The organism is Streptomyces sp. NPDC053474 (assembly GCF_044544845.1).
Classification (GTDB): domain Bacteria; phylum Actinomycetota; class Actinomycetes; order Streptomycetales; family Streptomycetaceae; genus Streptomyces.
This window is the reverse complement of the sequence record NZ_JBITXV010000003.1, coordinates 299,096-320,105: the sequence shown is the minus strand read 5'-3', so window position 1 is coordinate 320,105 and position 21,010 is coordinate 299,096. Positions and strand designations below refer to the sequence as shown.

Annotated in this window: 20 protein-coding genes; 13 read left to right on the top strand and 7 right to left on the bottom strand. The window is 73.5% G+C overall.

Annotation, left to right across the window (positions count from 1 at the left end; all coding sequences use genetic code 11):
* The first annotated feature begins 124 nt into the window (after window positions 1–124).
* Window positions 125–1,102: an EamA family transporter gene (locus tag ACIG3E_RS08195; protein WP_399612758.1), complete on the top strand. Its 978-nt coding sequence runs from the start codon at window positions 125–127 to the stop codon at window positions 1,100–1,102.
* A gap of 57 nt (window positions 1,103–1,159) precedes the next feature.
* Window positions 1,160–2,329 carry a DMT family transporter gene (locus ACIG3E_RS08190; RefSeq protein ID WP_399612756.1) on the top strand — a complete coding sequence of 390 codons (1,170 nt, stop codon included), beginning with the start codon at window positions 1,160–1,162 and terminating at the stop codon, window positions 2,327–2,329.
* Here ACIG3E_RS08190 and ACIG3E_RS08185 read toward each other — a convergent pair.
* The gene (locus ACIG3E_RS08185) at window positions 2,215–2,712 is read right to left on the bottom strand and encodes a hypothetical protein (protein ID WP_399612753.1); all 498 of its coding nucleotides are present in this window, start codon (window positions 2,710–2,712) and stop codon (window positions 2,215–2,217) included. The two genes, ACIG3E_RS08190 and ACIG3E_RS08185, sit on opposite strands and share 115 nt — an antisense overlap.
* 217 nt (window positions 2,713–2,929) lie before the next feature.
* Between ACIG3E_RS08185 and ACIG3E_RS08180 the strand changes: the two genes are divergently transcribed.
* Window positions 2,930–3,823: a LysR family transcriptional regulator gene (locus ACIG3E_RS08180; RefSeq protein ID WP_399612751.1), complete on the top strand. Its 894-nt coding sequence runs from the start codon at window positions 2,930–2,932 to the stop codon at window positions 3,821–3,823.
* 298 nt (window positions 3,824–4,121) lie between these two features.
* Here ACIG3E_RS08180 and pepN read toward each other — a convergent pair whose 3' ends face one another.
* Window positions 4,122–6,689, bottom strand: a complete 2,568-nt coding sequence (gene pepN / locus ACIG3E_RS08175; RefSeq protein ID WP_399612748.1) for an aminopeptidase N — start codon at window positions 6,687–6,689, stop codon at window positions 4,122–4,124.
* 187 nt (window positions 6,690–6,876) lie between these two features.
* Between pepN and ACIG3E_RS08170 the strand changes: the two genes are divergently transcribed.
* The 5 genes from ACIG3E_RS08170 (at window position 6,877) to ACIG3E_RS08150 (ending at window position 11,837) form a co-directional block, all read left to right on the top strand.
* Window positions 6,877–7,896: an ABC transporter substrate-binding protein gene (locus ACIG3E_RS08170; protein WP_399612744.1), complete on the top strand. Its 1,020-nt coding sequence runs from the start codon at window positions 6,877–6,879 to the stop codon at window positions 7,894–7,896.
* 10 nt (window positions 7,897–7,906) lie between these two features.
* Window positions 7,907–8,881 (top strand): ABC transporter permease, encoded by a 975-nt coding sequence (locus ACIG3E_RS08165; RefSeq protein ID WP_399612741.1) that lies wholly within the window; start codon window positions 7,907–7,909, stop codon window positions 8,879–8,881.
* 8 nt (window positions 8,882–8,889) lie between these two features.
* The gene (locus ACIG3E_RS08160; protein ID WP_399612739.1) at window positions 8,890–9,636 is read left to right on the top strand and encodes an ABC transporter permease; all 747 of its coding nucleotides are present in this window, start codon (window positions 8,890–8,892) and stop codon (window positions 9,634–9,636) included.
* 129 nt (window positions 9,637–9,765) lie between these two features.
* Window positions 9,766–10,566, top strand: a complete 801-nt coding sequence (locus ACIG3E_RS08155; RefSeq protein ID WP_399612737.1) for an ABC transporter ATP-binding protein — start codon at window positions 9,766–9,768, stop codon at window positions 10,564–10,566.
* The gene (locus ACIG3E_RS08150; protein ID WP_399612735.1) at window positions 10,563–11,837 is read left to right on the top strand and encodes a flavin-dependent oxidoreductase; all 1,275 of its coding nucleotides are present in this window, start codon (window positions 10,563–10,565) and stop codon (window positions 11,835–11,837) included. Before ACIG3E_RS08155 ends, ACIG3E_RS08150 begins: the two co-directional genes overlap by 4 nt.
* Here the strand turns inward: ACIG3E_RS08150 and ACIG3E_RS08145 are convergent.
* Window positions 11,806–12,006, bottom strand: coding sequence for a DUF397 domain-containing protein (locus ACIG3E_RS08145; RefSeq protein WP_399612732.1), 201 nt, complete (start codon window positions 12,004–12,006; stop codon window positions 11,806–11,808). The two genes, ACIG3E_RS08150 and ACIG3E_RS08145, sit on opposite strands and share 32 nt — an antisense overlap.
* Before the next feature lie 9 nt (window positions 12,007–12,015).
* Window positions 12,016–12,864, bottom strand: a complete 849-nt coding sequence (locus ACIG3E_RS08140) for a helix-turn-helix domain-containing protein (protein ID WP_399612729.1) — start codon at window positions 12,862–12,864, stop codon at window positions 12,016–12,018.
* Window positions 12,865–13,100: 236 nt separating this feature from the next.
* On the opposite strand from ACIG3E_RS08140, the gene ACIG3E_RS08135 reads away from it, so the two are divergent.
* The gene (locus ACIG3E_RS08135) at window positions 13,101–13,538 is read left to right on the top strand and encodes an ATP-binding protein (RefSeq protein WP_399612726.1); all 438 of its coding nucleotides are present in this window, start codon (window positions 13,101–13,103) and stop codon (window positions 13,536–13,538) included.
* On the opposite strand, the gene ACIG3E_RS08130 is transcribed toward ACIG3E_RS08135, so the two are convergent.
* Window positions 13,535–14,719 carry an MFS transporter gene (locus ACIG3E_RS08130; RefSeq protein WP_399612723.1) on the bottom strand — a complete coding sequence of 395 codons (1,185 nt, stop codon included), beginning with the start codon at window positions 14,717–14,719 and terminating at the stop codon, window positions 13,535–13,537. The genes ACIG3E_RS08135 and ACIG3E_RS08130 overlap by 4 nt on opposite strands.
* Before the next feature lie 125 nt (window positions 14,720–14,844).
* Here ACIG3E_RS08130 and ACIG3E_RS08125 point away from each other — a divergent pair, with 125 nt between their 5' ends.
* Window positions 14,845–15,729, top strand: a complete 885-nt coding sequence (locus ACIG3E_RS08125; protein WP_399612721.1) for a LysR family transcriptional regulator — start codon at window positions 14,845–14,847, stop codon at window positions 15,727–15,729.
* 6 nt (window positions 15,730–15,735) lie between these two features.
* On the opposite strand, the gene ACIG3E_RS08120 is transcribed toward ACIG3E_RS08125, so the two are convergent.
* Both ACIG3E_RS08120 and ACIG3E_RS08115 read right to left on the bottom strand, forming a co-directional pair.
* On the bottom strand, window positions 15,736–16,251 hold the full coding sequence (locus ACIG3E_RS08120; protein ID WP_399612719.1) for a DUF1203 domain-containing protein: 516 nt from the start codon (window positions 16,249–16,251) through the stop codon (window positions 15,736–15,738).
* A gap of 263 nt (window positions 16,252–16,514) precedes the next feature.
* On the bottom strand, window positions 16,515–17,525 hold the full coding sequence (locus ACIG3E_RS08115) for an aspartate-semialdehyde dehydrogenase (protein WP_399612716.1): 1,011 nt from the start codon (window positions 17,523–17,525) through the stop codon (window positions 16,515–16,517).
* A 337-nt stretch (window positions 17,526–17,862) separates the two neighbouring features.
* On the opposite strand from ACIG3E_RS08115, the gene ACIG3E_RS08110 reads away from it, so the two are divergent.
* From ACIG3E_RS08110 to ACIG3E_RS08100, 3 genes are all read left to right on the top strand, one after another.
* The gene (locus tag ACIG3E_RS08110) at window positions 17,863–18,411 is read left to right on the top strand and encodes an RNA polymerase sigma factor (RefSeq protein ID WP_399612713.1); all 549 of its coding nucleotides are present in this window, start codon (window positions 17,863–17,865) and stop codon (window positions 18,409–18,411) included.
* Entirely contained in the window at window positions 18,408–19,217 is an 810-nt protein-coding gene (locus ACIG3E_RS08105) for a hypothetical protein (RefSeq protein ID WP_399612711.1), read from the top strand. The genes ACIG3E_RS08110 and ACIG3E_RS08105 overlap by 4 nt, the downstream gene beginning before the upstream one ends.
* Window positions 19,218–19,464: 247 nt before the next feature.
* Complete coding sequence (locus tag ACIG3E_RS08100) at window positions 19,465–20,961, top strand: M28 family metallopeptidase (protein ID WP_399612708.1); 1,497 nt, start codon at window positions 19,465–19,467, stop codon at window positions 20,959–20,961.
* The last annotated feature ends 49 nt before the right edge of the window (window positions 20,962–21,010 follow it).

The following is a 21,010-nucleotide window of genomic DNA, read 5'->3' as shown; positions in this document are numbered from 1 at the left end:
GCAAGTAAGCAGATTCGAGCTAAGTGAATTTTCGCTAAGTGGGTTGACGGTAAGTAGCTTGCGACTAAGCTAATCACCATCAAGCTTCCACTACGGCCTGTCGGGCCGCCGAGAGGGGTGCGCCATGAACCGTGCCGCCACGATCCTGCTCACCGCCTACGCCCCCATCACCTGGGGCTCCACCTACGCCGTCACCACGGAGTTCCTCCCGGCGGACCGGCCCTTGTTCACGGCCATGATGCGGGCGCTGCCCGCGGGGCTCCTGCTGCTGCTCCTGGCCAGACGGTTGCCGAAGGGAGTGTGGTGGGGGAAGGCGGCGGTCCTCGGCGCGCTGAACATCGGCGCCTTCTTCCCCCTCCTGTTCCTCTCCGCCTACCGCCTGCCCGGCGGCATGGCGGCCGTGGTCGGCTCCGTCGGGCCGCTGTTCGTCGCCGGGCTCTCGGCCCTCGTCCTCAGTGAGCGCCCGACCGTCCGCACGCTGCTCACCGGGATCGCGGCCGCGTTCGGCGTCAGCCTCGTCGTCCTCAAGGCCGCCGGGGGCCTGGACGCGATCGGCCTGCTCGCCGCGGTGGCGTCCACGGCGTCGATGTCCACGGGCACCGTGCTCACCAAGCGCTGGGGCCGCCCCGATGGCGTGGGCCCGCTGGCCCTGACGAGCTGGCAGCTGACCATGGGCGGCCTGCTCATCGCGCCGCTCGCCTTCTTCGTCGAGGGCGCGCCGCCCGCGCTCGACGGCCGGAACATCGCGGGCTACGTGTACCTGTCCATCGCCGGTACGGCCGTCGCCTACTGGCTGTGGTTCCGCGGCTTCAGCCGCCTCAGCGCGACCCAGGTCAGCCTGCTCGGGCCGCTCTCGCCGCTGACGGCGGCGGTCATCGGCTGGGCGGCGCTCGGCCAGTCGCTGACGGCGGTGCAGGTGGCGGGCATGGCGCTCGCGTTCGCGGCGACGCTGTTCGGTCAGCTCAAGCCCCGCGAGACGGCGGCGCCGACGGGGGCGCGGACGGTGGCGGGAGCGCCCGCCGCCACCAGATTGTTCAGCTTGGCTTCAAAGAACGGTCGGAAAGATTCGATGGACCTGACCGGTTCGGCGGTGCGACGGTAGCCCGGCAAGCGAACGCACCCACCGCCCCGGACCCGGGGAGAGAGGCGAGGGACAGCAGTGGCGACGACCCTGGACCGGACCGTCGAGCCGAGCACGGAGAGCGCGGGGGCGCGCGGGACGCGGGGGGAGCGGGGGGCACGGGGGGAGCGGGGGACGACGTGGGGGGAAGCGGGGGACACGGGGAGCGCACGGGCCGACACGGCCGACCGGGCCGACCGGGCCGACCGGGCCGACCGGACCGACCGGGCCGACCGGACCGACACGGCCGACCGGGCCGACCAGGGAGACTGGTCGGCCCGGTCGGCCGTTGCCGGAGGCCTCGGCGGGTCGGCCGTTGTCGGAGGTCTCGGCGCCGGGCTCGGCCTCGCGCTGCTGGCGACCGTCGTCTGGTCGGGCAGCTTCGTCACGTCCCGCGCCCTCGCCGACAGCGTGCCGCCCGTCCAGCACGCCTTCTGGCGCTGGCTGATCGCCATCGCGGCGGTCGCGCCCTTCGCGCTCCGCAGGACCTGGCGCGCACGGGCCGTCCTGCGCCGCCACCTCGGCTACCTCCTCGCCGCCTCCTTCCTCGGCGTCGCCCTCTACAACACCCTGGTCAACCAGGCGGGCGTGACCACGACCGCGGGCAACATGGGCATGATCATGGCCGCGTCGCCGGTCCTGATGGCCTGCTACGAACGCCTCGGCGGGGCCCGGCTCGGCGCCCGCCGCACCACCGGCACGCTGATCGCCTGCGCCGGGGTGCTGCTCCTGGTCAGCAAGGGCTCCCTCGCCCTCGACCTCGCCCCCGGCGACCTGTGGGTGATCGGCGGCGCCCTCGCCTTCGGCTCCTACAGCGCGCTGCTGCGGCGCAGGCCCCCGGAGCTCGGCGGACTGCCCTTCCTCTTCGCGACGTTCGTGCTCGGCGCGCTGATGCTGCTGCCCGCGTACGCCGTCAGCCTCACGGTCCAGGGCGGCTTCACCCCGACCCCCGGCACGGTCACGCCGCTGCTCTACGTGGGCGTCGTCTCCTCCGCCGTCGCCTTCTTCGCCTGGAACAAGGCCATCGCCCTGATCGGCGCGGCCCGCGCCGGAGTCGTCTACTACCTCCAGCCCGTCTGCGTGGCGCTGCTGTCCTACGCCCTGCTCGGCGAGGAGATGAGCTGGCCGAGGGCGGCGTGCATGGGCCTCATCCTCGGCGGGGTGGTACTCGGCTCGACGGCGGGGCGCGGGCGGCCTCTCAGCTCCTGACCCGGCCCTTCAGGGCATACCCACCGCCGACGACCACGGCGTCGGCGGCCGGGTGCCATGCACCGGGTGAGCTTCGGCTCGCCCTTGGCGGTGGCGCCGCTCAGACCGATGCGGGCGGTGCCCCGCGCGGTGCGCCAGGGGTGTCCGGGGCTGGTGCGCACGAGGATGCCGGTGACCGTGGCGGTGGAGCCGCCCGTGGTCAGGCAGTCCACCTTGAAGTCGCCCCACAGCGTGCGCGCGGGCTTGCCGTCGCGGGCGGGGTAGCTGTGCTGGATGCGGAACGTGCCCGTACTCCGGCTCTTCCTGAACGAACCGCCCGCGGGGGACACGGCCTTGGCGTCGACCCCGATCCGGACTTCCTCGTCCTCGACCGGACAGTCCATGCGGCCCTCGCCCTTCAGTACGGCTGCGGCTCCTGCGGGACGAGGGCGGGAGGGCGCGCCCGCCTGACTGTGCGGGCGCGCCCGGCCGGCGGGACGGGGCGTGCCCGGCCGGTGTGGCCCGATCCTTTCGGGCGGCCGGGGCCGGGGCGTCGGCCCCCGGGCCCTAGCGCCTCCGCCGCGCGGGGGAGGCCGGAGGGGTCGCGGGTACGTTGGCCGTATGAGTGAGTGGGACATCAAGAAGCTGCGGATCCTGCGCGCGCTGCGGGACCACGGCACGGTGACGGCGGCCGCCGGGGCGCTCAGCATGACGCCGTCCGCCGTGTCCCAGCAGCTGTCCAACCTCGCCCGGCAGCTGGACGTCCCCCTCCTCGAAGCGCAGGGGCGGCGGGTGCGGCTCACCGGCGCGGCGCACCTGGTGCTGCGGCACGCCGAGGCGGTCTTCGCCCAACTGGAGCTGGCCGACGCGGAGTTGGCCGCGCATGCGCGGGGCGACGAGGGGGAGGTGCGGGTCGGGGCCTTCTCCACGGCGGTGCCCGCGCTCGTGGTGCCCGCCGTACGGGCCCTGCGGGCGGCTCGGCCCGGCGTCTTCGTACGGGTCCGGGAGGCCGAGGCGGCGCAGGCGTACGAGCTGCTCGCGGCGGGCGAGGTGGACCTGGCCCTGTCGCTCGCCGCGCAGGCCCCGGCGCGCAGCGACCCCCGCTTCACCGGGGTCACCCTCTTCGCCGATCCGCTGGACGTGGCCCTGCCCGAGGGGCATCCGCTGGCCCGCGAGCGGGGCCTGCGGCTCGCCGACCTCGCCGACGAGCCGTGGATCTTCGGTGGGTCCGGGCCCTGGTCGGACATCACGCGGGCCGCGTGCGAGGCGGCGGGGTTCGTGCCGGAGCGGGCGCACAGTGCCGCGGGGTGGACGGCGATCCTGGCGATGGTGGGGGCGGGGATGGGGGTGGCGCTCGTGCCGCGGATGGCGGGGGCCGCCGGGTGTGGGGGTGTGGTGACGCGGGGGCTCGGGGCGGAGCGGCCCTACCGCCACGTCGTCGCGGCGACCCGGCGGGGTGCGCCCCCCGCCGTGACCCACGTCCTCACCGCCCTCCGCGCAGCGGCCCCGGCCTGAGCCCGGGCCCCTGTGCCAACGGCTGGGCGGCACCTGGGCCTAGGGCCCTGGCGAAACGGCCGGGCGGCACCTCGGCGCTGTGCCCACCCGTCCCGCCCTGCGGGACGATTGCCCACAGCGGGAAACGCCATGCCGGCGAAGCTCGGGCGTTACGGGTGGGTGGGTGGGAAAGACCCGCCGCGGTAGCGGCGGGCAGCTGCCCACCCACCCGCGGGCGCTCCGCGTCGGGGCCGGGCCGGCGAAGCCGGGGAGCTACGGGTGGGCGGGTGGGAGGAAAGAGCCCCCGGGGCAGCCGGGGTCAGGCCTTGTCGGCGGCCTGCGCCCGCAGGGCCCGCTCCACCCCGGCCCGAGACTCCGTGATCAGGCGGCGAAGGGCCGCCGAGGGCCCCGCCGAGGCGAGCCACGCGTCGGTGGCGTCGAGCGTCGCCGCGGACACCTGGACCGACGGGTAGAGCCCCACGGCGACCTGCTGCGCCATCTCGTGCGACCGGGACTCCCACACCGCCTTGACGGCACCGAAGTACTTCTCCGTGTAGGGCGCGAGCAACTCCCGCTGCTCGGTCTGCACGAAGCCGGAGATCACGGCCTCCTGCACGGCGTTGGGCAGCGCGTCGGACTCCACGACGGACGCCCACGCGGCCGCCTTGGCCTCGGGGGTCGGCCGCGCGGCCCGCGCGGCGGCGGCGTGCCGCTCGCCCGCGGCGGTCTTGTCCCGCTCCGCCTCGGCCGCGATGCCCGCCTCGTCGAGGCGGCCCATGGCCGCGAGCCGCCCCACGAACGTCCAGCGCAGCTCCGTGTCCACGGCGAGGCCCTCAAGGGACTCGGAGCCGTCGAGCAGCCCTTCGAGCAGCGCGAGGTCGGACTCCGTGCGGGCGGTGGCCGCGAAGGCCCGCGCCCAGGCGAGCTGGTGGTCGCTGCCGGGCTCGGCCGCGCGCAGGTGCTCCAGGGTCGCCTCCGTCCACCGCGCGAGCAGCGCGTCGCGCCCGGCCGGGTCGGCGTACAGGTCGAGGGCGAGCTTCACCTGGCGGTGCAGGGACTGCACCACGCCGATGTCGGACTCCTTGGCGATGCCGGAGAGGACGAGGGCCAGGTAGTCGCGCGTGGGCAGCTCCGCGTCGCGGGTCATGTCCCAGGCGGACGCCCAGCACAGGGCGCGCGGCAGCGAGGCCTCGAAGTCGCCGAGGTGCTCGGTGACGACGGCGAGGGACTCGGCGTCCAGGCGGACCTTCGCGTACGACAGGTCGTCGTCGTTGAGCAGGACGACCGCCGGGCGGGCCCGGCCGACCAGGGCCTCCACGGCCGTCAGCTCGCCGTCGACGTCCAGCTCCACGCGGTCGGTGCGCACGAGCTTGCCCGAGCTGTCGTCGAGGTCGTACAGGCCGATGGCGATGCGGTGCGGCCGCAGGGTGGGCTCGCCGGTGGCGCCCGCGGGCAGCGCCGGGGCCTCCTGCTTGACGGCGAAGGAGGTGATGACGCCCGCGGAGTCGACGTCCACGACCGGGCGCAGGACGTTGATGCCCGCGGTCTGGAGCCACTTCTGCGACCAGGTCTTCAGGTCGCGGCCGCTGGTCTCCTCCAGGGCGCCGAGCAGGTCGCTGAGGCGCGTGTTGCCGAACGCGTGGCGCTTGAAGTACGCCTGCACGCCCTGGAAGAACTCGTCCATGCCGACGTAGGCCACCAGCTGCTTGAGGACCGAGGCCCCCTTCGCGTAGGTGATCCCGTCGAAGTTGACGAGCACGTCGTCGAGGTCGCGGATGTCCGCCATGATCGGGTGCGTGGAGGGCAGCTGGTCCTGCCGGTACGCCCAGGTCTTCATGGAGTTCGCGAACGTCGTCCACGAGTGCGGCCAGCGCGAGCCCGGCGCGTACGCCTGGCAGGCGATGGAGGTGTAGGTGGCGAACGACTCGTTCAGCCACAGGTCGTTCCACCACTCCATGGTCACGAGGTCGCCGAACCACATGTGGGCCAGCTCGTGCAGGATGGTCTCGGCGCGCACCTCGTACGCGGCGTCCGTCACCTTGGAGCGGAACACGTACTGGTCGCGGATCGTCACCGCGCCCGCGTTCTCCATCGCGCCCGCGTTGAACTCCGGCACGAAGAGCTGGTCGTACTTCTTGAAGGGGTACGCGTAGTCGAACTTCTCCTGGAACCAGTCGAAGCCCTGCCGCGTCACCTCGAAGATCGCGTCCGCGTCCAGGAACTCGGCGAGCGACGGGCGGCAGTAGATGCCGAGCGGCACGCTCTGCCCGTCCTTCTCGTACGAGGAGTGCACCGCGTGGTACGGGCCGACGATCAGGGCCGTGATGTACGTGGAGATGCGCGGCGTCGGCTCGAAGGACCAGACGTCGTCCTTCGGCTCGGGCGTCGGCGAGTTCGAGATCACCGTCCAGCCGCTCGGCGCCTTCACGGTGAACTGGAACGTGGCCTTCAGGTCCGGCTGCTCGAAGGAGGCGAACACGCGGCGCGCGTCCGGCACCTCGAACTGCGTGTACAGATAGGCCTGCTGGTCCACCGGGTCGACGAAGCGGTGCAGGCCCTCGCCGGTGTTCGTGTACGCGCAGTCGGCGACGACGCGCAGCTCGTTGCGCCCCTCGCGCAGGTGCTTCAGGGCGATCCGGGAGTCGCGGAAGACCGCGGCGACGTCCAGGGCGTGGTCGTTGAGGACCACCTCGTGGACGGCCGGGGCGATCAGGTCGATGAACGTCTCGGCGCCCGCCTCGGCGCTGTCGAAGCGCACGGTGGTCACCGACCGGTAGGTGCCGCCCTCCTGCGCTCCGGAGAGGTCGAGATCGATCTCGTACGAGTCAACGGTGAGCAGCTTCGCCCGCTGCTGCGCCTCTTCGCGGGTCAGATTGGTGCCGGGCACGCGGTCATCTCCTCAGTGCGACTTGCGAAGTTTCTGTGATGTTTCCGGCCATCCTTCCATGCGGGACGGCGGGGTGCCCCGGGCCATTGTTCTCGGCCCGCCCTGCGGTTAGCATCCGCGCGTCGGCTCAGGCCCCGCGGGCCTCAGCGGGCCCGACGGTGGCGGTCACGCGCGGAAGCAGGTGTATATGGCACGGGGAGTACGGGGCCGGTTACGCGGGAGAAGTCCGCGCGCGGTCCTCGCCCCGGCGGCGGCCCTGGCCCTGCTGCTCGCCACGGCGGGCTGCGGCGACTCCGGCGGCGCCGACGGGGGCGGCGCGGCGGACGGCAAGGGCCTGGAGAAGACCACGATCACCGTCGGCACGATGCCCGTGGCGGACACCGCCCCGCTCCAGCTCGCGATCAGCAAGGGCTTCTTCAAGGCCGAGGGGCTCACCGTCCGCACGACGACGCTCCAGGGCGGCGCCGAGTCGGTCGGCAGGCTGCGTGCGGGCGCCCTCGACATCTCCTTCGGCAACTACGTCTCGTTCTTCCTCGCGCACGCCAACAAGGCCCTGGACGTGCGGATCGTCGCCGACGCCTTCGCCCTGGCGCCCAAGACGCACGCGGTCCTGGTGCCCAAGGACTCGCCGGTCAAGAGCCTGAAGGACCTCGAAGGCAAGAAGATCGGCGTCAACACGAAGCGGAACATCAGCTCCCTGCTCGTCCAGAAGGCCGCCAAGGCCGAGGGCGTCACGTTCGACGAGGACGAGGACTTCGCCGAGGTCGACATGCCGAACATGGAGACCGCCCTGAGGACGGGCAGCGTCGACGCCGTGCAGGCCGCGGAGCCGTTCGTCAGCGCGATCGAGGAGTCCGGCACCGGCCGCGTCGTCGCCGACCTCGGCAGGCCGCCGACCGCGGGCTTCCCGATCGCGGGGTACGCGACCACGGCCCGGTTCGCCGAGCGGAACAAGAAGACCGTCGAGGCCTTCCAGCGGGCCATGGCCCGCGCCCAGAAGCAGGCCGCCAACCGCACCACGGTCGTGCGCACGCTCCCCGACTACACCAGGATCACCCCCGACCAGGCCGCCCAGCTCCACCTCGGCGGCTATCCGATGGCCCTGGACCCGGCACGCCTGCGCCGGGTGGTGGACCTGATGCGGGAGTTCGGCTATCTGCGGCGGCCGCTCGACATCGAGCCCCTCCTCGTGCGCACGGGGCCGTGAGGGCGATGCGGTGAAGGAGGCGGCGCGCTTCGGTCCCGGGTCCGGCCCGGAGACAGGGGCGCGCGCCCCCCGCCGCGTGCGCCCGGGCGCCCTTCCGCGCGCCGGGGCGCTCGTCTCCCGGCGGTGGGGGCGGGCCCTGCTCGGCGCGCTCGGCGTGGGCGGGGCCGTGCTCGTCCTCGAACTCCTCTCCCGCACCGGCGCCTTCGGCGACGGGGAGCTGCCGCCCGCCACCTCCGTGCTGGCCCGCGCCGCCGAGATGGCCGTCGACGACGGCTTCCTCGGCCAGCTGGGCACCACCGTCTCCGCCTGGCTCGGCGGGCTCGCCCTCGCCGTCGCCCTCGCCGTGCCCGCCGGGCTCCTCCTCGGCTCGCTGCCCCGGCTCGACGCCGCGAGCCTCGCCGTCGTCGAGCTGGCCCGGCCCGTGCCGTCCGTCGCGCTCATCCCCCTCGCGATCCTCGTGTTCGCCGAACCGGTGCGGGTCGAGCGGTCCCTCGTCTGCTACGCCGCGCTGTGGCCGATCCTCCTCAACACCCTGTACGGGCTCCGCGACGTGGACCCCGTCGCCAAGGAGACCCTGCGGTCCTTCGGCTTCGGGCCGCTGTCCGTCCTCTGGCGGGTGTCCCTGCCGAGCGCGGGCCCCTTCGTGCTCACCGGGGTGCGGATCGCCGCCTCCGTGGGGCTGATCGTGGCGGTCAGCGCGGAGCTGCGGGCCGGGGGCGACTCGGGGCTCGGGGTGTATCTGCTCCAGACGCAGTCCGGGGGCGGGCGGCCGGATCTGATGGTGGCGGGGGCGGTGTGGGCGGGGGCTCTGGGGGTGGGGGCGAACGGGGTGCTCGTGGCCGTGGGGCGGGGGCTTTTTCCCCACAGTGCCCGTTCAGCGCGCTCCGCGCGCGGGCGCCCCTTCCCGAGACGAAAGGGCTCCGCCCCCTCGACCCCCGGATATCGCGCTTCGCGCTCGTCCTCAAACGCCGGACGGGCTGAATGATGACCGTTGTGCGCTTTCTGCTGCTGCGGGGGTGGCTGCTCGTCCTGCTCGTGCTCGTCTGGGAAGCGGCCGCCCGGCGAGCGGAGGACGTGTACTTCCCGCCGCCCAGCCGCGTCGTGCGGCTCATGGTGCGCGAGCCCGGGTTCGACGCGCTCCGGCAGAGCCTCGGGCAGCTGCTGCTCGGGTGGGCGATCGCCGGGGCCGTGGGGGTGGCCGTCGGGGTGGGGGTCGGGCTCTCGCGGGTGGCGCGGCACGTGCTCGAACCCGTGCTGCAGTTCGCGCGGGCCGTGCCGCCGCCCACGCTCATCCCGTTCTTCATGGTCGTCTTCGGCCTCGGCACGTCCATGCGCCTTGCGACCATCGTGTTCGGGGTCGTGTGGCCGGTGCTGCTCAACACCGTCGACGGGGTGCGCTCCGTCGAGCCGGTGCAGCTGGACTCGGCCCGGGTCTTCGGCCTGGGCGGGGCCGCGCGGCTGCGGTACGTGGTGCTGCCCGCCGCCGCGCCGAAGGTCTTCGCGGGGCTGCGCGTCGCGCTCGGCTTCGCCCTGATCCTCATGGTCGTCGCCGAGCTGATGGGGGCGGGCGACGGGGTCGGCGCCCGGCTCAACGCGGCCGAGCGGGAGTTCCGCCCCGACCGGATGTGGGTGGTGATCCTCCAGCTCGGCGCCGTCGGCTGCGTACTCAACGGACTCTTCCTGCTGGTCGAGCGGAAGGCACTGGCCTGGCACCGGGGCGCCAGGCGCGAGAACACCTAGGGCGTGGGGGCGCCCGCCGTTCCCGCGCAACCGGTTCACCCGGCACAGAGGGAACGACCGAAGCACGTGAGCACTCAATGCACATAGACCACGCGGCAGTTGGCGACAGGGGCACAGGGGGAAGACGGCATGTTGGACATCACGGGGCTCAGCCATCGCTACGACGACGGACATCAGGCCGTCGAGGACGTCGAACTCTTCGTGGACCGCGGCGAACTGGTGAGCATCGTCGGCCCCTCGGGGTGCGGCAAGTCCACCCTGCTGCGGTGCGTCGCGGGCCTCCAGCGGCCGAGCGCGGGCCGGATCACGGTCGGCGGCCGGGCCGTCGAAGGGGCCGTGCCGGACGGCCTCGCGGTCGTCTTCCAGGACTACACGCGCTCGCTCTTCCCCTGGCTGACCGTCCGCGACAACGTGGCCCTGCCGCTGCGCCGCCGGGGCCTCGACCGCGCCGGGTGCCGCGCCCGCGCCCTGGACGCGCTCGCCCAGGTCGGCCTCGCGGACGCGGCGGCCAAGTACCCCTGGCAGCTCTCCGGCGGCATGCAGCAGCGCGTGGCCATCGCCCGGGCCCTGGCGTACCGGCCCGCGCTGCTCCTCATGGACGAGCCCTTCGGCTCGGTGGACGCGCAGACCCGGGAGGACCTGGAGGACCTGCTCCTGGCCGTACGCGGCGGACACGCGCAGGGCGACGGGGACGCGGCGGACGGCCGGGACGCGGCGCCGGGGCGCATGACCATCCTCCTGGTCACCCACGACATCGACGAGAGCGTGTACGTCGGCGACCGCGTCGTGGTCCTCAGCGGCGCCCCGGGCCGCGTCCACCGCGAGCTGCGGGTCGAACTCCCCGCGCCCCGCGACCAGATCGCCACCCGCGGCCTTCCCGAGTTCGTGAAGCTCCGGGCCGAGGTCGGACGGGCGGTGCGACGGCCATGACCGTGGACGTACTGATCGCGGGCGCGGGCATCGGCGGCCTCACCACCGCGCTGAGCCTGCACGCGGCGGGCATCGACGTACGCGTCGTCGAACCCGTCGACGTGCTGCGGCCCGTCGGCGTCGGCATCAACCTCCTCCCGCACGCCGTACGGGAGCTGACCGAGCTGGGCCTCGGCGACCTGCTCGCCGCGACCGGCGTACAGACGGCCGACATGGTCCACTACGACCGGCACGGCAACCGCATCTGGGGCGAGCCGCGCGGCCTCGCGCTCGGCTACCACTGGCCGCAGTACTCCATCCACCGGGGCGCCCTCCAGATGCTCCTGCTCGACGCGGTGCGCCAGCGGCTCGGCGACCGGGCCGTGGTCACCGGCACGGCGTTCGTCCGCTTCATGGAGGACGGCAACGCGCTGCGGGTCGTGCTGCGGGACGTGGCCCGCGGGCGCGAGCACGCGGTGCGCGTGCGGGCCCTCGTCGGCGCCGACGGCCTCTACTCGACTGTCCGCTCCCGGCTGCACCCCGGCGAGGGCCCGCCGCGCTGGAACGGCATCCGGATGTGGCGCGGCGTCACGGAGTGGCACCCGGTCCTCGGCGGCCGCACGGTCGCCGTCGCGGGCAGCAACGCCCACGCGAAGCTGGTCGTCTACCCCATCTCGCGGGAGGCCGAGCTGCGCGGCCGGGCCCTGCTCAACTGGGTGGCGGAGGTCCGCTTCCCGCCGGAGCCCGGCGCCGGGCCCGGCTCCGCCGACTGGAACCGCGGCGGCCGCCTCTCCGACGTCCTGCCGCACTACGCGGGCTGGCGCATCGGCGACCTCGACGTGCCCGCCCTCTTCGCCGCGACCCGCCGCATCCTGGAGTACCCCATGGTCGACCGGGAGCCGCTGCCGTGGTGGGGCAAGGGGCCCGTCACCCTCCTCGGGGACGCCGCGCACCCCATGTACCCCGTGGGCTCCAACGGCGGCTCCCAGGCCATCCTGGACGCCCGCGTCCTGGCCCGCTGCCTGGCCGTCACGGACCCCGACCGGACCGCGGGCCTGCGCGCCTACGAGGAGATCCGCCGCGAGGCCACCTCCGCGCTGGTCCTCGCCAACCGCCGCATGCCCGCCGACCGCTTCCTCGCGGCGGTCGCCGAGCGCGCCCCGGACGGCTTCGAGCGGGTGGAGGACGTCCTGACCCCCGCGGAGCTCGCCGAACTGGAGGCCGCGTACCGCTGGACGACAGGCACGGACGTGGCAGAGCTCAACGGGAGGGGTTCGTGGGGGCTTCCCTGAGCCGGTCCAGAAGCCGGGCGAGCGCGACGGGGGTGGTGGTCAGCACGGCGCCGGGGGCGTCGCTCTCCCGCAGGTGGATGGTGCCGTGCGTCGCGGCGACCTCGACGCAGGTGTTGCCGTCGCCGCCCTCGGAGAAGGTGGACTTCTGCCAGTGGAGGTCCTGGGTCATGACTGAGCCTCACAGGTCCTTGAGGATGCGGTGAATGAAGTCCCTTGACGGCCCGGGGCCCAGAGCCGCCGTCTCCACTTTACGGAAGAGTTTTCGAAAACGGTCCAGCTGGGATCCCGCATCCAGGAACGCAGTGCCGTGCGGCGAGTCCCGCAGCACGGTGTCCAGTTGGGGGATCGGGCCACCCGTGTACAGCATCGCGCTGCTCGCTCCGGCGAAGCCGGTTACCTCGAAAGGAATGACGCGTACGGTGTGACCCCGGTCGATCTGGTGCAGGATGGCTCGGAGTTGATCGCGAGCCACCCTGCGGTCGGCCACGAGGATCCGCAGCGCGCATTCGTGGACGACCGTCTCGTACGTGGCGGCGTCGTCGCCCTCGATGGCGGCCCGGCGCCTCATCCGGTGCTCCACCCGGGGTTCGAGCTCGCTGGGCGGGAGCTCCGGGACCGCGTACGAGAAGACCGCCCGGGCGTAGTCGGGAGTCTGCAACAGCCCGGGTACGTGCGTGATGACGACCTCGCGCAGGAACGTGGCGTGGTACTCCAGCTCGGCGACGTCCAGGAACGCCGGTGGCAGCACGCCCCGGAACTCCTCCCACCAGCCCTGCGTGCGGTCGGTCGCCATGGCGGCGAGGGCGTCGACCAGCGCCTCGTCGGCGCAGGCGTAATGAGCGGCGAGCCGTCGCACCCGCTCCGCACTGACACCCGCGAGGCCCGCCTCTACCTGACTCATCTGCGCCGAGGTCGAGCTCAGTAACCCTGCTGCCTCCCGGGCTTTCAGCCCGGCGGCCTCCCGCAGCCTGCGCAGCTCGGTGCCCAGGCGCACCTGTCGTGCGGTGGGCTGATTCCTCGGCGCCATGTGCTCCTCCGGGTCTCAACTCGCCGGTTGATACCGCTCGTTCGGGTGTCAGATTATGGCAATCGGTTGCGGGAGGAAAAATTTTCGCCCTACTCTACGTGATGTGTCGCAACGCTGCGAAGCGTTCGGGAGTTCCGGAGGGCGGCTGTCCCCGCACGCCATGACGGGGTAGTCGCGCTTCTGCCCTACGCGCGCAGCGTGTATCCAACTCCTCAGACCCCCAACGGAGTTCACACATGCCCGAAGACGGCAGCAAACCCGAACCCGGCCCCGGCGCCGAGCCCTGGGAGTACACCCTGCACATCCCGCGCGAGCTCTGCGCGGTTACTGTGTGTCGCCATACGCTCCGTGTGATCCTCGCCGTGCACGGCCTCCGCGGCGTCGTCGACGTGGCCGAACTCCTGGCGACCGAGCTGGTCTCCAACGCCGTGCGCCACACCAAGGGCCCCGTCTCCTTCCGCCTCCTGTGGGCCGACGGAGTCCTCCGCATCGGCGCCTGGGACGCCGACCCCACCCCGCCCGCCCCGACCCCGCGCCCGGCCCCCCTCGACCTGGAGGACGGCCGGGGGCTCGACCTGGTCCGCTGCTGCTCCGACACCTGGGGCTGGCACCCGCTGCCGAGGGAGGGCGACGCGGGCAAATACGTCTGGTGCGAGCTCGGCGCCGCCGCCTAGGACGCGCTCCTGCCCGCCGTCGCCACCACCCCCAGGGCGAGCACCGCGAGGCCGCCGCCCAGCCACAGGACGTCCGTCGCGCCCAGGCCGTCGGCGACCCGGCCGCCGAGCAGGGCGCCCAGGGCGATCGCCGTGTTGAAGATCCCGGCGAAGAGCGCGGAGGCGGCCTCGCGGGCCTGGGGGGCGGCGGCCATCACCCAGTTCTGGGAGGAGACGGAGACACCGCCGTAGGCGAGGCCCCAGGCGACGAGCAGGGCGACGGACGCGGGCAGGGACGAGCCCGCGGGGACCAGGAGCAGCACCACCGCCGCCAGGCCCGCGGTGATCAGCAGGAGGGTGCGGCGCGGGTCGCGGGCGGCGAACGCGCCGCCCAGGAAGTTGCCCGCGACGCCCGCGACGCCGTAGCACAGGAGGAGGCCGCTGATCAGGCCCGCGCCCACGCCCGGCACCCGCTCAAGGACCGGACGTACGTACGTGTACGCGGCGAAGTGGCCGACGACCAGGAGCGCCACCGCGATCAGGCCGACGCGGAGCCGGGGCAGGTGCAGCAGGCCGGGGAAGACGCCGAGGCGCACCGGCTCGCTCGGCGGCAGCGCCGGGAGCACCACGGCGAGCAGCACGGCCACGCCGAGGCCGAGCGCGGACACCGCGCCGAAGGCCCAGCGCCAGCTGGCGAGTTCGCCGAGGAAGGTGCCCGCGGGCACGCCGAGGACCGACGCCACGGCTATGCCGCTGAAGATCACGGCGGTGGCCCGGCCGACGGACTCGGCCCGCACCAGGCGCACCGCGAGCGAGGCCGCGACGGCCCACACGCCGCCGATGCAGAGGCCGACCACGATCCGCGCGACGAGCAGGACCTCGAAGGACGGCGCCAGGGCCGACAGGAGGTTCGCGGCGCCGAGCAGGAGCATCAGGCCGCACAGGACGGCCCGGCGGTCCGCGCCGCGCACCGCGACGGGCAGGAGCAGGGCGGCGAGCGCCGCGACCACGCCGGGCAGGGTGACGGTCAGGCCCGCCGTGCCGTCGGAGACGCCGAGGCCCGAGGCGAGCGAGGTGAGCAGGCCGACGGGCAGCATCTCCGTGGTCACGACGGAGAAGGTGGCGGCGGCGACGGCGACGACGGACAGCGGCAGGGCCCGCCGCCGCGTGTCCACGTGGGGGGTGGGGGTCAGAGTTTCCATGGGCGTTTCCATGGGCACCAGACAACGCCCGCCCGGCGGCCGGGAACAACGCCGAAGATCTCATCCTTGAATGAGCGGGACTCATCGATCCCGGAACGATCGAGCGTGGGCGGGAGCTGCCGACTGTGGGCGGAGTGGAGATACGGGAGCTGGAGTGCTTCCTCGTGCTGGCCGAAGAGCTGCACTTCGGGCGGGCGGGGGAACGGCTGTACGTCTCGCAGAGCCGGGTCAGCCAGCTCCTCGCCGCGCTGGAGCAGCGGGTCGGGGCCCGGCTCGTGGAGCGTACTAGCCGCCGGGTGCGGCTGACCCCGCTCGGCGAGCGGTTCCGCGCGGAACTGCGGCCCGCCTACGAGGAGTTGACCGCCGTCGTCGACCGCGCGAAGGAGGCCGCGCGCGGGGTGGAGGGGCGCCTGCGCATCGGCTTCCAGGGCACGGCCGACGCCCGGCTCATGCAGGCCATCACCACCTTCCAGCGGCGGCACCCGGGCTGTGTCACCGAGATCGCGGAGGTGCCCTTCGCGGATCCGTTCGGGGCGGTGCGCCAGGGCGAGGTGGACGCGGCGATCGTGCTCCTGCCGGTGGCCGAGCCGGACCTCGTCCTCGGCCCGCTCTTCTCCCGGCAGCAGCAGACCGTCGCCGTGTCGGTACGGCATCCCTTCGCGGGGCGGGAGCGGCTCGCCGCGGCCGAGCTGCGCGGCCTGCCCCTCATCGCGGCGGCGCCGCCCGCCCCCGCCTACTGGCGCGCGGCCCACGCCCCCTCGGCCCTGCCCGCGCCCGCCGTCCGCACCCTCCAGGAGGGCCTCACCCTCGTCGCCGCGGAGCAGGGCGCGATGCTCCTGTGCCGCCCCACGGCCGCGTACCACGGCCGCGAGGACGTCGTCTTCGTACCGGTGGACGGGGTGCCGGACTCGGTGCTCGGCACGGTCTGGCACCGGGACGGGGAGACGGAGCGGGTGCGGGCGTTCGCGCGGGCGGTGACCGAGGCGACCGCCGTGGCGGCCGCGGCGTGATGCCCCTTACGCGGCTTCGGGGCGGTGCACCACGAAGTGCAGGCAGCCGTACTCCACGGCACGGACGTGCACCTGGGTGACCTCCGGGATGGCGAACGCCTCCTCGAAGGCCTCGTCGTAGCCCGCCGTCGTGTCCTCGGGGAGCTCCAGGAGACGGCCGCCGACGATGTGGCCGCGGGCGTCGTAGCGGCGGAAGGTGCGCAGCGCTCCGGCGCGCGCGAACGGGTAGCCGGTGGCTGTCCCCTCCGCCGGGCCCGCGCAGGGGTCCGCGTGGATGAAGACCGGGCCCTGCTCGTCGTACGCGCCCGGCCGGGCTCCGGTCTTCGCTGCCCAGCGGCGCAGCGGGGCGTACGCGACCAGGGCGACGCGGTCGCCCGGGGCGATCGGGCGCAGGCAGCAGCGCAGGGGGCTGCCGCCCTCCTCGTCCGTGTACGGCACGCAGGCGCGGCCCGCGTCGTCCCGGTCGCGCAGCTGCGCCAGCGCCTCCGGCTGAATGGGCTGAGGTGTGTACAGGGTGCTCATGCCCCCCACCCTCCGCCCTGCCCCTCACCCACGCTGGCGCTTTCCGGACACCTACGTCGCCCCCCACCGCTACCGCGGTGATTCCCCCACCCGCCCACCCGTGCCACCCCAGCCACCACGCCCGGCCCCGACCTAGCGGCTTGCCCGCCGTCGTCGTCTCATCCCTGTCGGGCGGACGACGACGGCGCTCGGCGGACAGGTTCAGCCCGTCCGGCGTTTGAGGACAAGCGCGTTAGCGCGGGGTCTGAACCGGGCGGGACGGGTCAGGACTCCTGGGCGACGAGCTCAGCGATCTGCACGGCGTTGAGCGCAGCGCCCTTGCGGAGGTTGTCGTCGGAGATGAAGAACGCGAGCCCGTGCTCGACGGTCTCGTCGCGGCGGACGCGCCCGACGAAGGCCTCGTCGCGCCCCGCCGCGACCAGCGGGGTGGGCACGTCCGTGACGACGACGCCCTCCGCGCCGGAGAGGATCTCGACGGCGCGCTCGGGGCTGATCGGCCGCTCGAAGCGGGCGTTGACCTGGAGGGAGTGGCCGGTGAAGACGGGCACGCGCACGCACGTGCCGGAGACCTTGAGGCCGGGGATCTCCAGGATCTTGCGGGACTCGTGGCGGAGCTTCTGCTCCTCGTCGGTCTCGTTCAGGCCGTCGTCGACGACGGAGCCCGCCATCGGCAGGACGTTGTACGCGATCGGGGCGACGTACTTGTCGGGCGCGGGGAAGTCCACGGCCGAGCCGTCGTGGGCCAGCTTCGGGGCGTCGGCGCCGACCTTCTCGACCTGCCCGTACAGCTCCTCGACGCCCGCGAGCCCGGAGCCGGAGACGGCCTGGTAGGTGGCGACGACCAGCGAGGTGAGCCCGGCCTCCTGGTGCAGCGGCTTGAGGACGGGCATGGCGGCCATGGTCGTGCAGTTCGGGTTGGCGATGATGCCCTTGGGGCGGTCGGCGATGGCGTGCGGGTTCACCTCGGAGACGACCAGCGGCACCTCGGGGTGGCGGCGCCAGGCCGAGGAGTTGTCGATCACGACGGCGCCCTGCGCGGCGACCTTCTCGGCGAGGGCCTTGGAGGTGGCGCCACCGGCCGAGAACAGCACGATGTCGAGGCCGGTGTAGTCGGCGGTCGAGGCGTCCTCGACGGTCACGCCGTCGATGACGGTCCCGGCCGAGCGGGCCGAGGCGAACAGGCGCAGCTCGTCGACCGGGAACTTCCGCTCGATCAGGATCTTGCGCATGACCGTGCCGACCTGACCGGTGGCTCCGACGATTCCGACCTTCACGGCTACTCCCTAAAGTTCTGGCACGTGCCTCGGCTGGCTTTCAGCCTTCCCATCATGCGGGGGACCCCAGGGCGCCTGTCCAATTCATTGAGGTCTCAATCGTGCGCTGGGGCGGCGCTGACCAGCAGGTGAGACGCCGCCCCCGGGGCGGATCCCGGGGACGGGCCGGTGCCGCGGGGCGCTCAGCCCCGGCCCTCGTGGGTGAGCATCCTCTCGGTTTCCGTACCGATGTGACGTACGACTCCTCGACGTCCTCCCGGCCGAAGTCGCGGCCGCGCCCGTCGAACGATTCGGCCCGCTGCCGCGTCGTAGGGGAAACGGAGGAGGGGGAGGGGCATTGCTGCGCGGAAAACCACGCCGTCAGGCGCGCGACACGGCCGACCGCCGCACCCCGGCGGCGGACCCGCTCGACCCGGCCCAGGAGGCCCGGGTCCGGGCCGTCCTGTCGCTCGGCGGAGTGCCGTACGGCGAACTCCAGGACGGGGTGCAGCAGGTCAGGCTGCGGCTCCTGGAACGGGCGGCGAAGGGGGAGCAGGCCCCGCGGAACGTGTCCGCCTGGGCCGCGGTCGTCGCCTCGAACTGGGCCGTGGACTGGCACCGGGCCCGGCACCGCCAGGAGCGGCTCGGCGAACGGCTCGCCGCGCTGCGCCCGGAGCGGCCCGAGGACGACGGCGCCGAGTCGCGCGTCCTGTCGCTGGCCGTGGCGCAGGGCCTGGACGAACTGCCCGACGGCCAGCGGCAGGTCGTCGTCCTGCGCTTCTACGCGGACCTGCCGGTGCGGGACATCGCCGCCGAGCTCGGCATCCCGGAGGGCACGGTCAAGAGCAGGCTGCACACGGCCGTACGGATGCTGCGCACGCGGCTGCAGAAGGAAGAGGTGGTGTGACCGTGGCGCACGGCGCGTACGACGGGCACGACGAGCACGAAGGCCGCGCCGCGCGGGGCGGGCCGCCGCCCGGGGAGCGGTACGACGGCCCCGACGCGCTGATGCTCGCGGTCACGGACGAGCCCGTGCCCGAGGCGGCGCGCGCCGACGAGGAGTTCCTGGCCGAGCACGCGGCGGCGGTCGCGGACGTGGCGATCCTGCGGGAGCAGCTGCGGGCCGTGGGGGACGCCCTGGCGCGGGGCCCGGGGGAGGCGCCGCCGCGGCCGGTGCGGGGCCCGGGCGCGCCCGGGCGGCGGCGCGCGCTGCTCGCCCTCGCCGCCACGGCCGCGGCGGGCCTGCTCGGCGGCGTGGTGTGGCTGGGCGCGCGGGCCGACCTCGGCGCGGGGGGCGACGGAGACGACAAGTCGGCGGGCGCGGGCGCCGACTCCAGGGCCGAGCGCCGGGAGCCGGGCGGGGACGCCCCCCAGCAGGACGCGGGCGGCAAGCGGTCGCCCGCGGGTTACGTGGCCTGCGCCCGCCTCATCGTCGAGGGCACCGTACAGAGCGTGGAGACGCTGCCGGGCGGCGGCCAGGACCGGATCACCCTGGACGTGTCCCGCGCCTACAAGCCCGCCGACGCGCCGGACGAGGTGACGTTCGTGATGGACGTGACCGCGGATCCGCCCCTGCGCGCGGGCGACCGCGCCCTGATCGGCATCCCCAAGGGAGAGGCCTCGCCGGACATCTGGACGACGGGCAAGGACATCCCCGACGAGCGCCGCTGGATCGTCGCCGCCCTGCCGAAGGCACGCGGACTGGAGTGCTGAGGCGCGCGGACCGGAGCGCTGAGGGGCACGGAATGGAGCGCTGAGGGGCACGGAATGGAGTGCCGAGGGGCACGGACTGGAGTGCTGAGTTCCGGTGACAGTTGGGTGAAGGCGCTGTTGCGCCCGACGATAAACCCTTTGAACTGCGGTTTTTCCGGGCTAACTTCCTTCCACCGCGATCACTGATGATCACCAGCGATCAGCAGTGGTCGGCACTGATCACCGAACCCCCCAGGGAAGGACCCCCGTGCGCGCACCCCGCAGCCGGGCGACGGCCGCTCTCGTCTCCGCGGCCGTCGCCGTCCCCGTCCTCTTCGCCGCCGCACCCCAGGCGGGCGCGCAGGCCGACCACAAGCCGCACCCCACCACGCAGGAGCGGCAGGCGAAGAAGCTCGCCAAGAAGCTCGTCGAGAAGTCCTCCGGCAAGAGCGCCTACCGCCACCTGGAGAAGTTCCAGGAGATAGCGGACAAGAACGGCGGCAACCGCGCCGCGGGCACCAAGGGCCACAAGGCGTCCACCACGTACGTGCACGACCGCCTGAAGAAGGCCGGGTACAAGGTCTCGTACCAGGACTTCACGTTCTACGAGTCGAAGACGCTGCGCGAGGGCGCGGCCGTCCTGTCGCCCGAGGCGCGCAAGCTCAACGCCGTGGCCTTCGACTTCAGCAAGGCGACGCCCGAGGGCGGCATCCAGGCGCCGCTCGCCGCCGCCCGCGTCGACGACACCCCCGGCTGCGAGCCCGACGACTACACCTCGGACACCTTCACCGGCAAGATCGCCCTGGTGAAGCGCGGCACCTGCACCTTCGCCGAGAAGGAGGCCGCCGCGGCCAAGGCGGGCGCCGTCGGCCTCATCCTGTACAACCACTCCGGTGACAAGCCCGTCCACGGCAACCTGGAGACCCCGGACAACGCGCACATCCCGGCCGCGGGCATCACCCTGGCCGAGGGCGAGGCGCTCGCCAAGCAGATCGCCCAGGGCGAGGTGAAGGTCTCCCTGGACGTCGCCACCAAGGCCGTCCCGCGCAAGACCCGCAACGTCATCGCGGAGACCCGCGGCGGCCGCGCCGACCGGGTCGTCGGCCTCGGCGCCCACCTGGACTCCGTGACCGAGGGCCCCGGCATCAACGACAACGGCTCCGGCTCCGCCGGTCTGATCGAGGTCGCCGAGAAGCTCGCCAAGGCGACCAAGGGCGGCACGAAGCTCAACAACAAGGTCCGCTTCTCCTGGTGGTCCGCCGAGGAGCTCGGCCTGCTCGGCTCCGACCACTACGTGAAGACGCTGACGGCCAAGCAGAAGAAGAACATCAAGCTCTACCTGAACTTCGACATGATCGGCTCGCCGAACGCGGCCGAACTCGTCTACGACGGCGACAACTCCGACAACGTCGGCTCCGGCCCGGGCCCGAAGGGCTCCGCCCAGATCGAGAAGCTGATCAACGGCTTCCTCGACAAGAAGAAGGTCCCGCACTGGGGCACCGACTTCGACGGCCGCTCCGACTACGGCCCCTTCATCGCCGAGGGCATCCCCGCGGGCGGCACCTTCACCGGCGCCGAGGGCCTCAAGACCGAGGAGCAGGCGGCGAAGGCGGGCGGCAAGGCCGGTCAGCCCTACGACCCGAACTACCACGGCAAGGGTGACACCCTGAAGAACATCGACCGCAAGATCTTCGACGTGAACGTCGACGTCATCGCGCACGCGGTCGGCATCTACGCGCAGGACCTGGGCTCGCTCAAGCGCTGATCTCCGCGCGGGGCTCAAGCGCTGATCCCCGCGCGGCACCGCCGCACGC

Bases quoted from the DNA above. Each gene is read 5' to 3' on its own strand.
- ACIG3E_RS08195 (WP_399612758.1), top strand. From the start codon at position 125: ATGAACCGTGCCGCCACGATCCTGCTCACCGCCTACGCCCCCATCACC.
- ACIG3E_RS08185 (WP_399612753.1), bottom strand. From the start codon at position 2,712: ATGGACTGTCCGGTCGAGGACGAGGAAGTCCGGATCGGGGTCGACGCC.
- ACIG3E_RS08180 (WP_399612751.1), top strand. From the start codon at position 2,930: ATGAGTGAGTGGGACATCAAGAAGCTGCGGATCCTGCGCGCGCTGCGG.
- ACIG3E_RS08170 (WP_399612744.1), top strand. From the start codon at position 6,877: ATGGCACGGGGAGTACGGGGCCGGTTACGCGGGAGAAGTCCGCGCGCG.
- ACIG3E_RS08155 (WP_399612737.1), top strand. From the start codon at position 9,766: ATGTTGGACATCACGGGGCTCAGCCATCGCTACGACGACGGACATCAG.
- ACIG3E_RS08150 (WP_399612735.1), top strand. From the start codon at position 10,563: ATGACCGTGGACGTACTGATCGCGGGCGCGGGCATCGGCGGCCTCACC.
- ACIG3E_RS08145 (WP_399612732.1), bottom strand. From the start codon at position 12,006: ATGACCCAGGACCTCCACTGGCAGAAGTCCACCTTCTCCGAGGGCGGC.
- ACIG3E_RS08140 (WP_399612729.1), bottom strand. From the start codon at position 12,864: ATGGCGCCGAGGAATCAGCCCACCGCACGACAGGTGCGCCTGGGCACC.
- ACIG3E_RS08135 (WP_399612726.1), top strand. From the start codon at position 13,101: ATGCCCGAAGACGGCAGCAAACCCGAACCCGGCCCCGGCGCCGAGCCC.
- ACIG3E_RS08130 (WP_399612723.1), bottom strand. From the start codon at position 14,719: ATGGAAACTCTGACCCCCACCCCCCACGTGGACACGCGGCGGCGGGCC.
- ACIG3E_RS08120 (WP_399612719.1), bottom strand. From the start codon at position 16,251: ATGAGCACCCTGTACACACCTCAGCCCATTCAGCCGGAGGCGCTGGCG.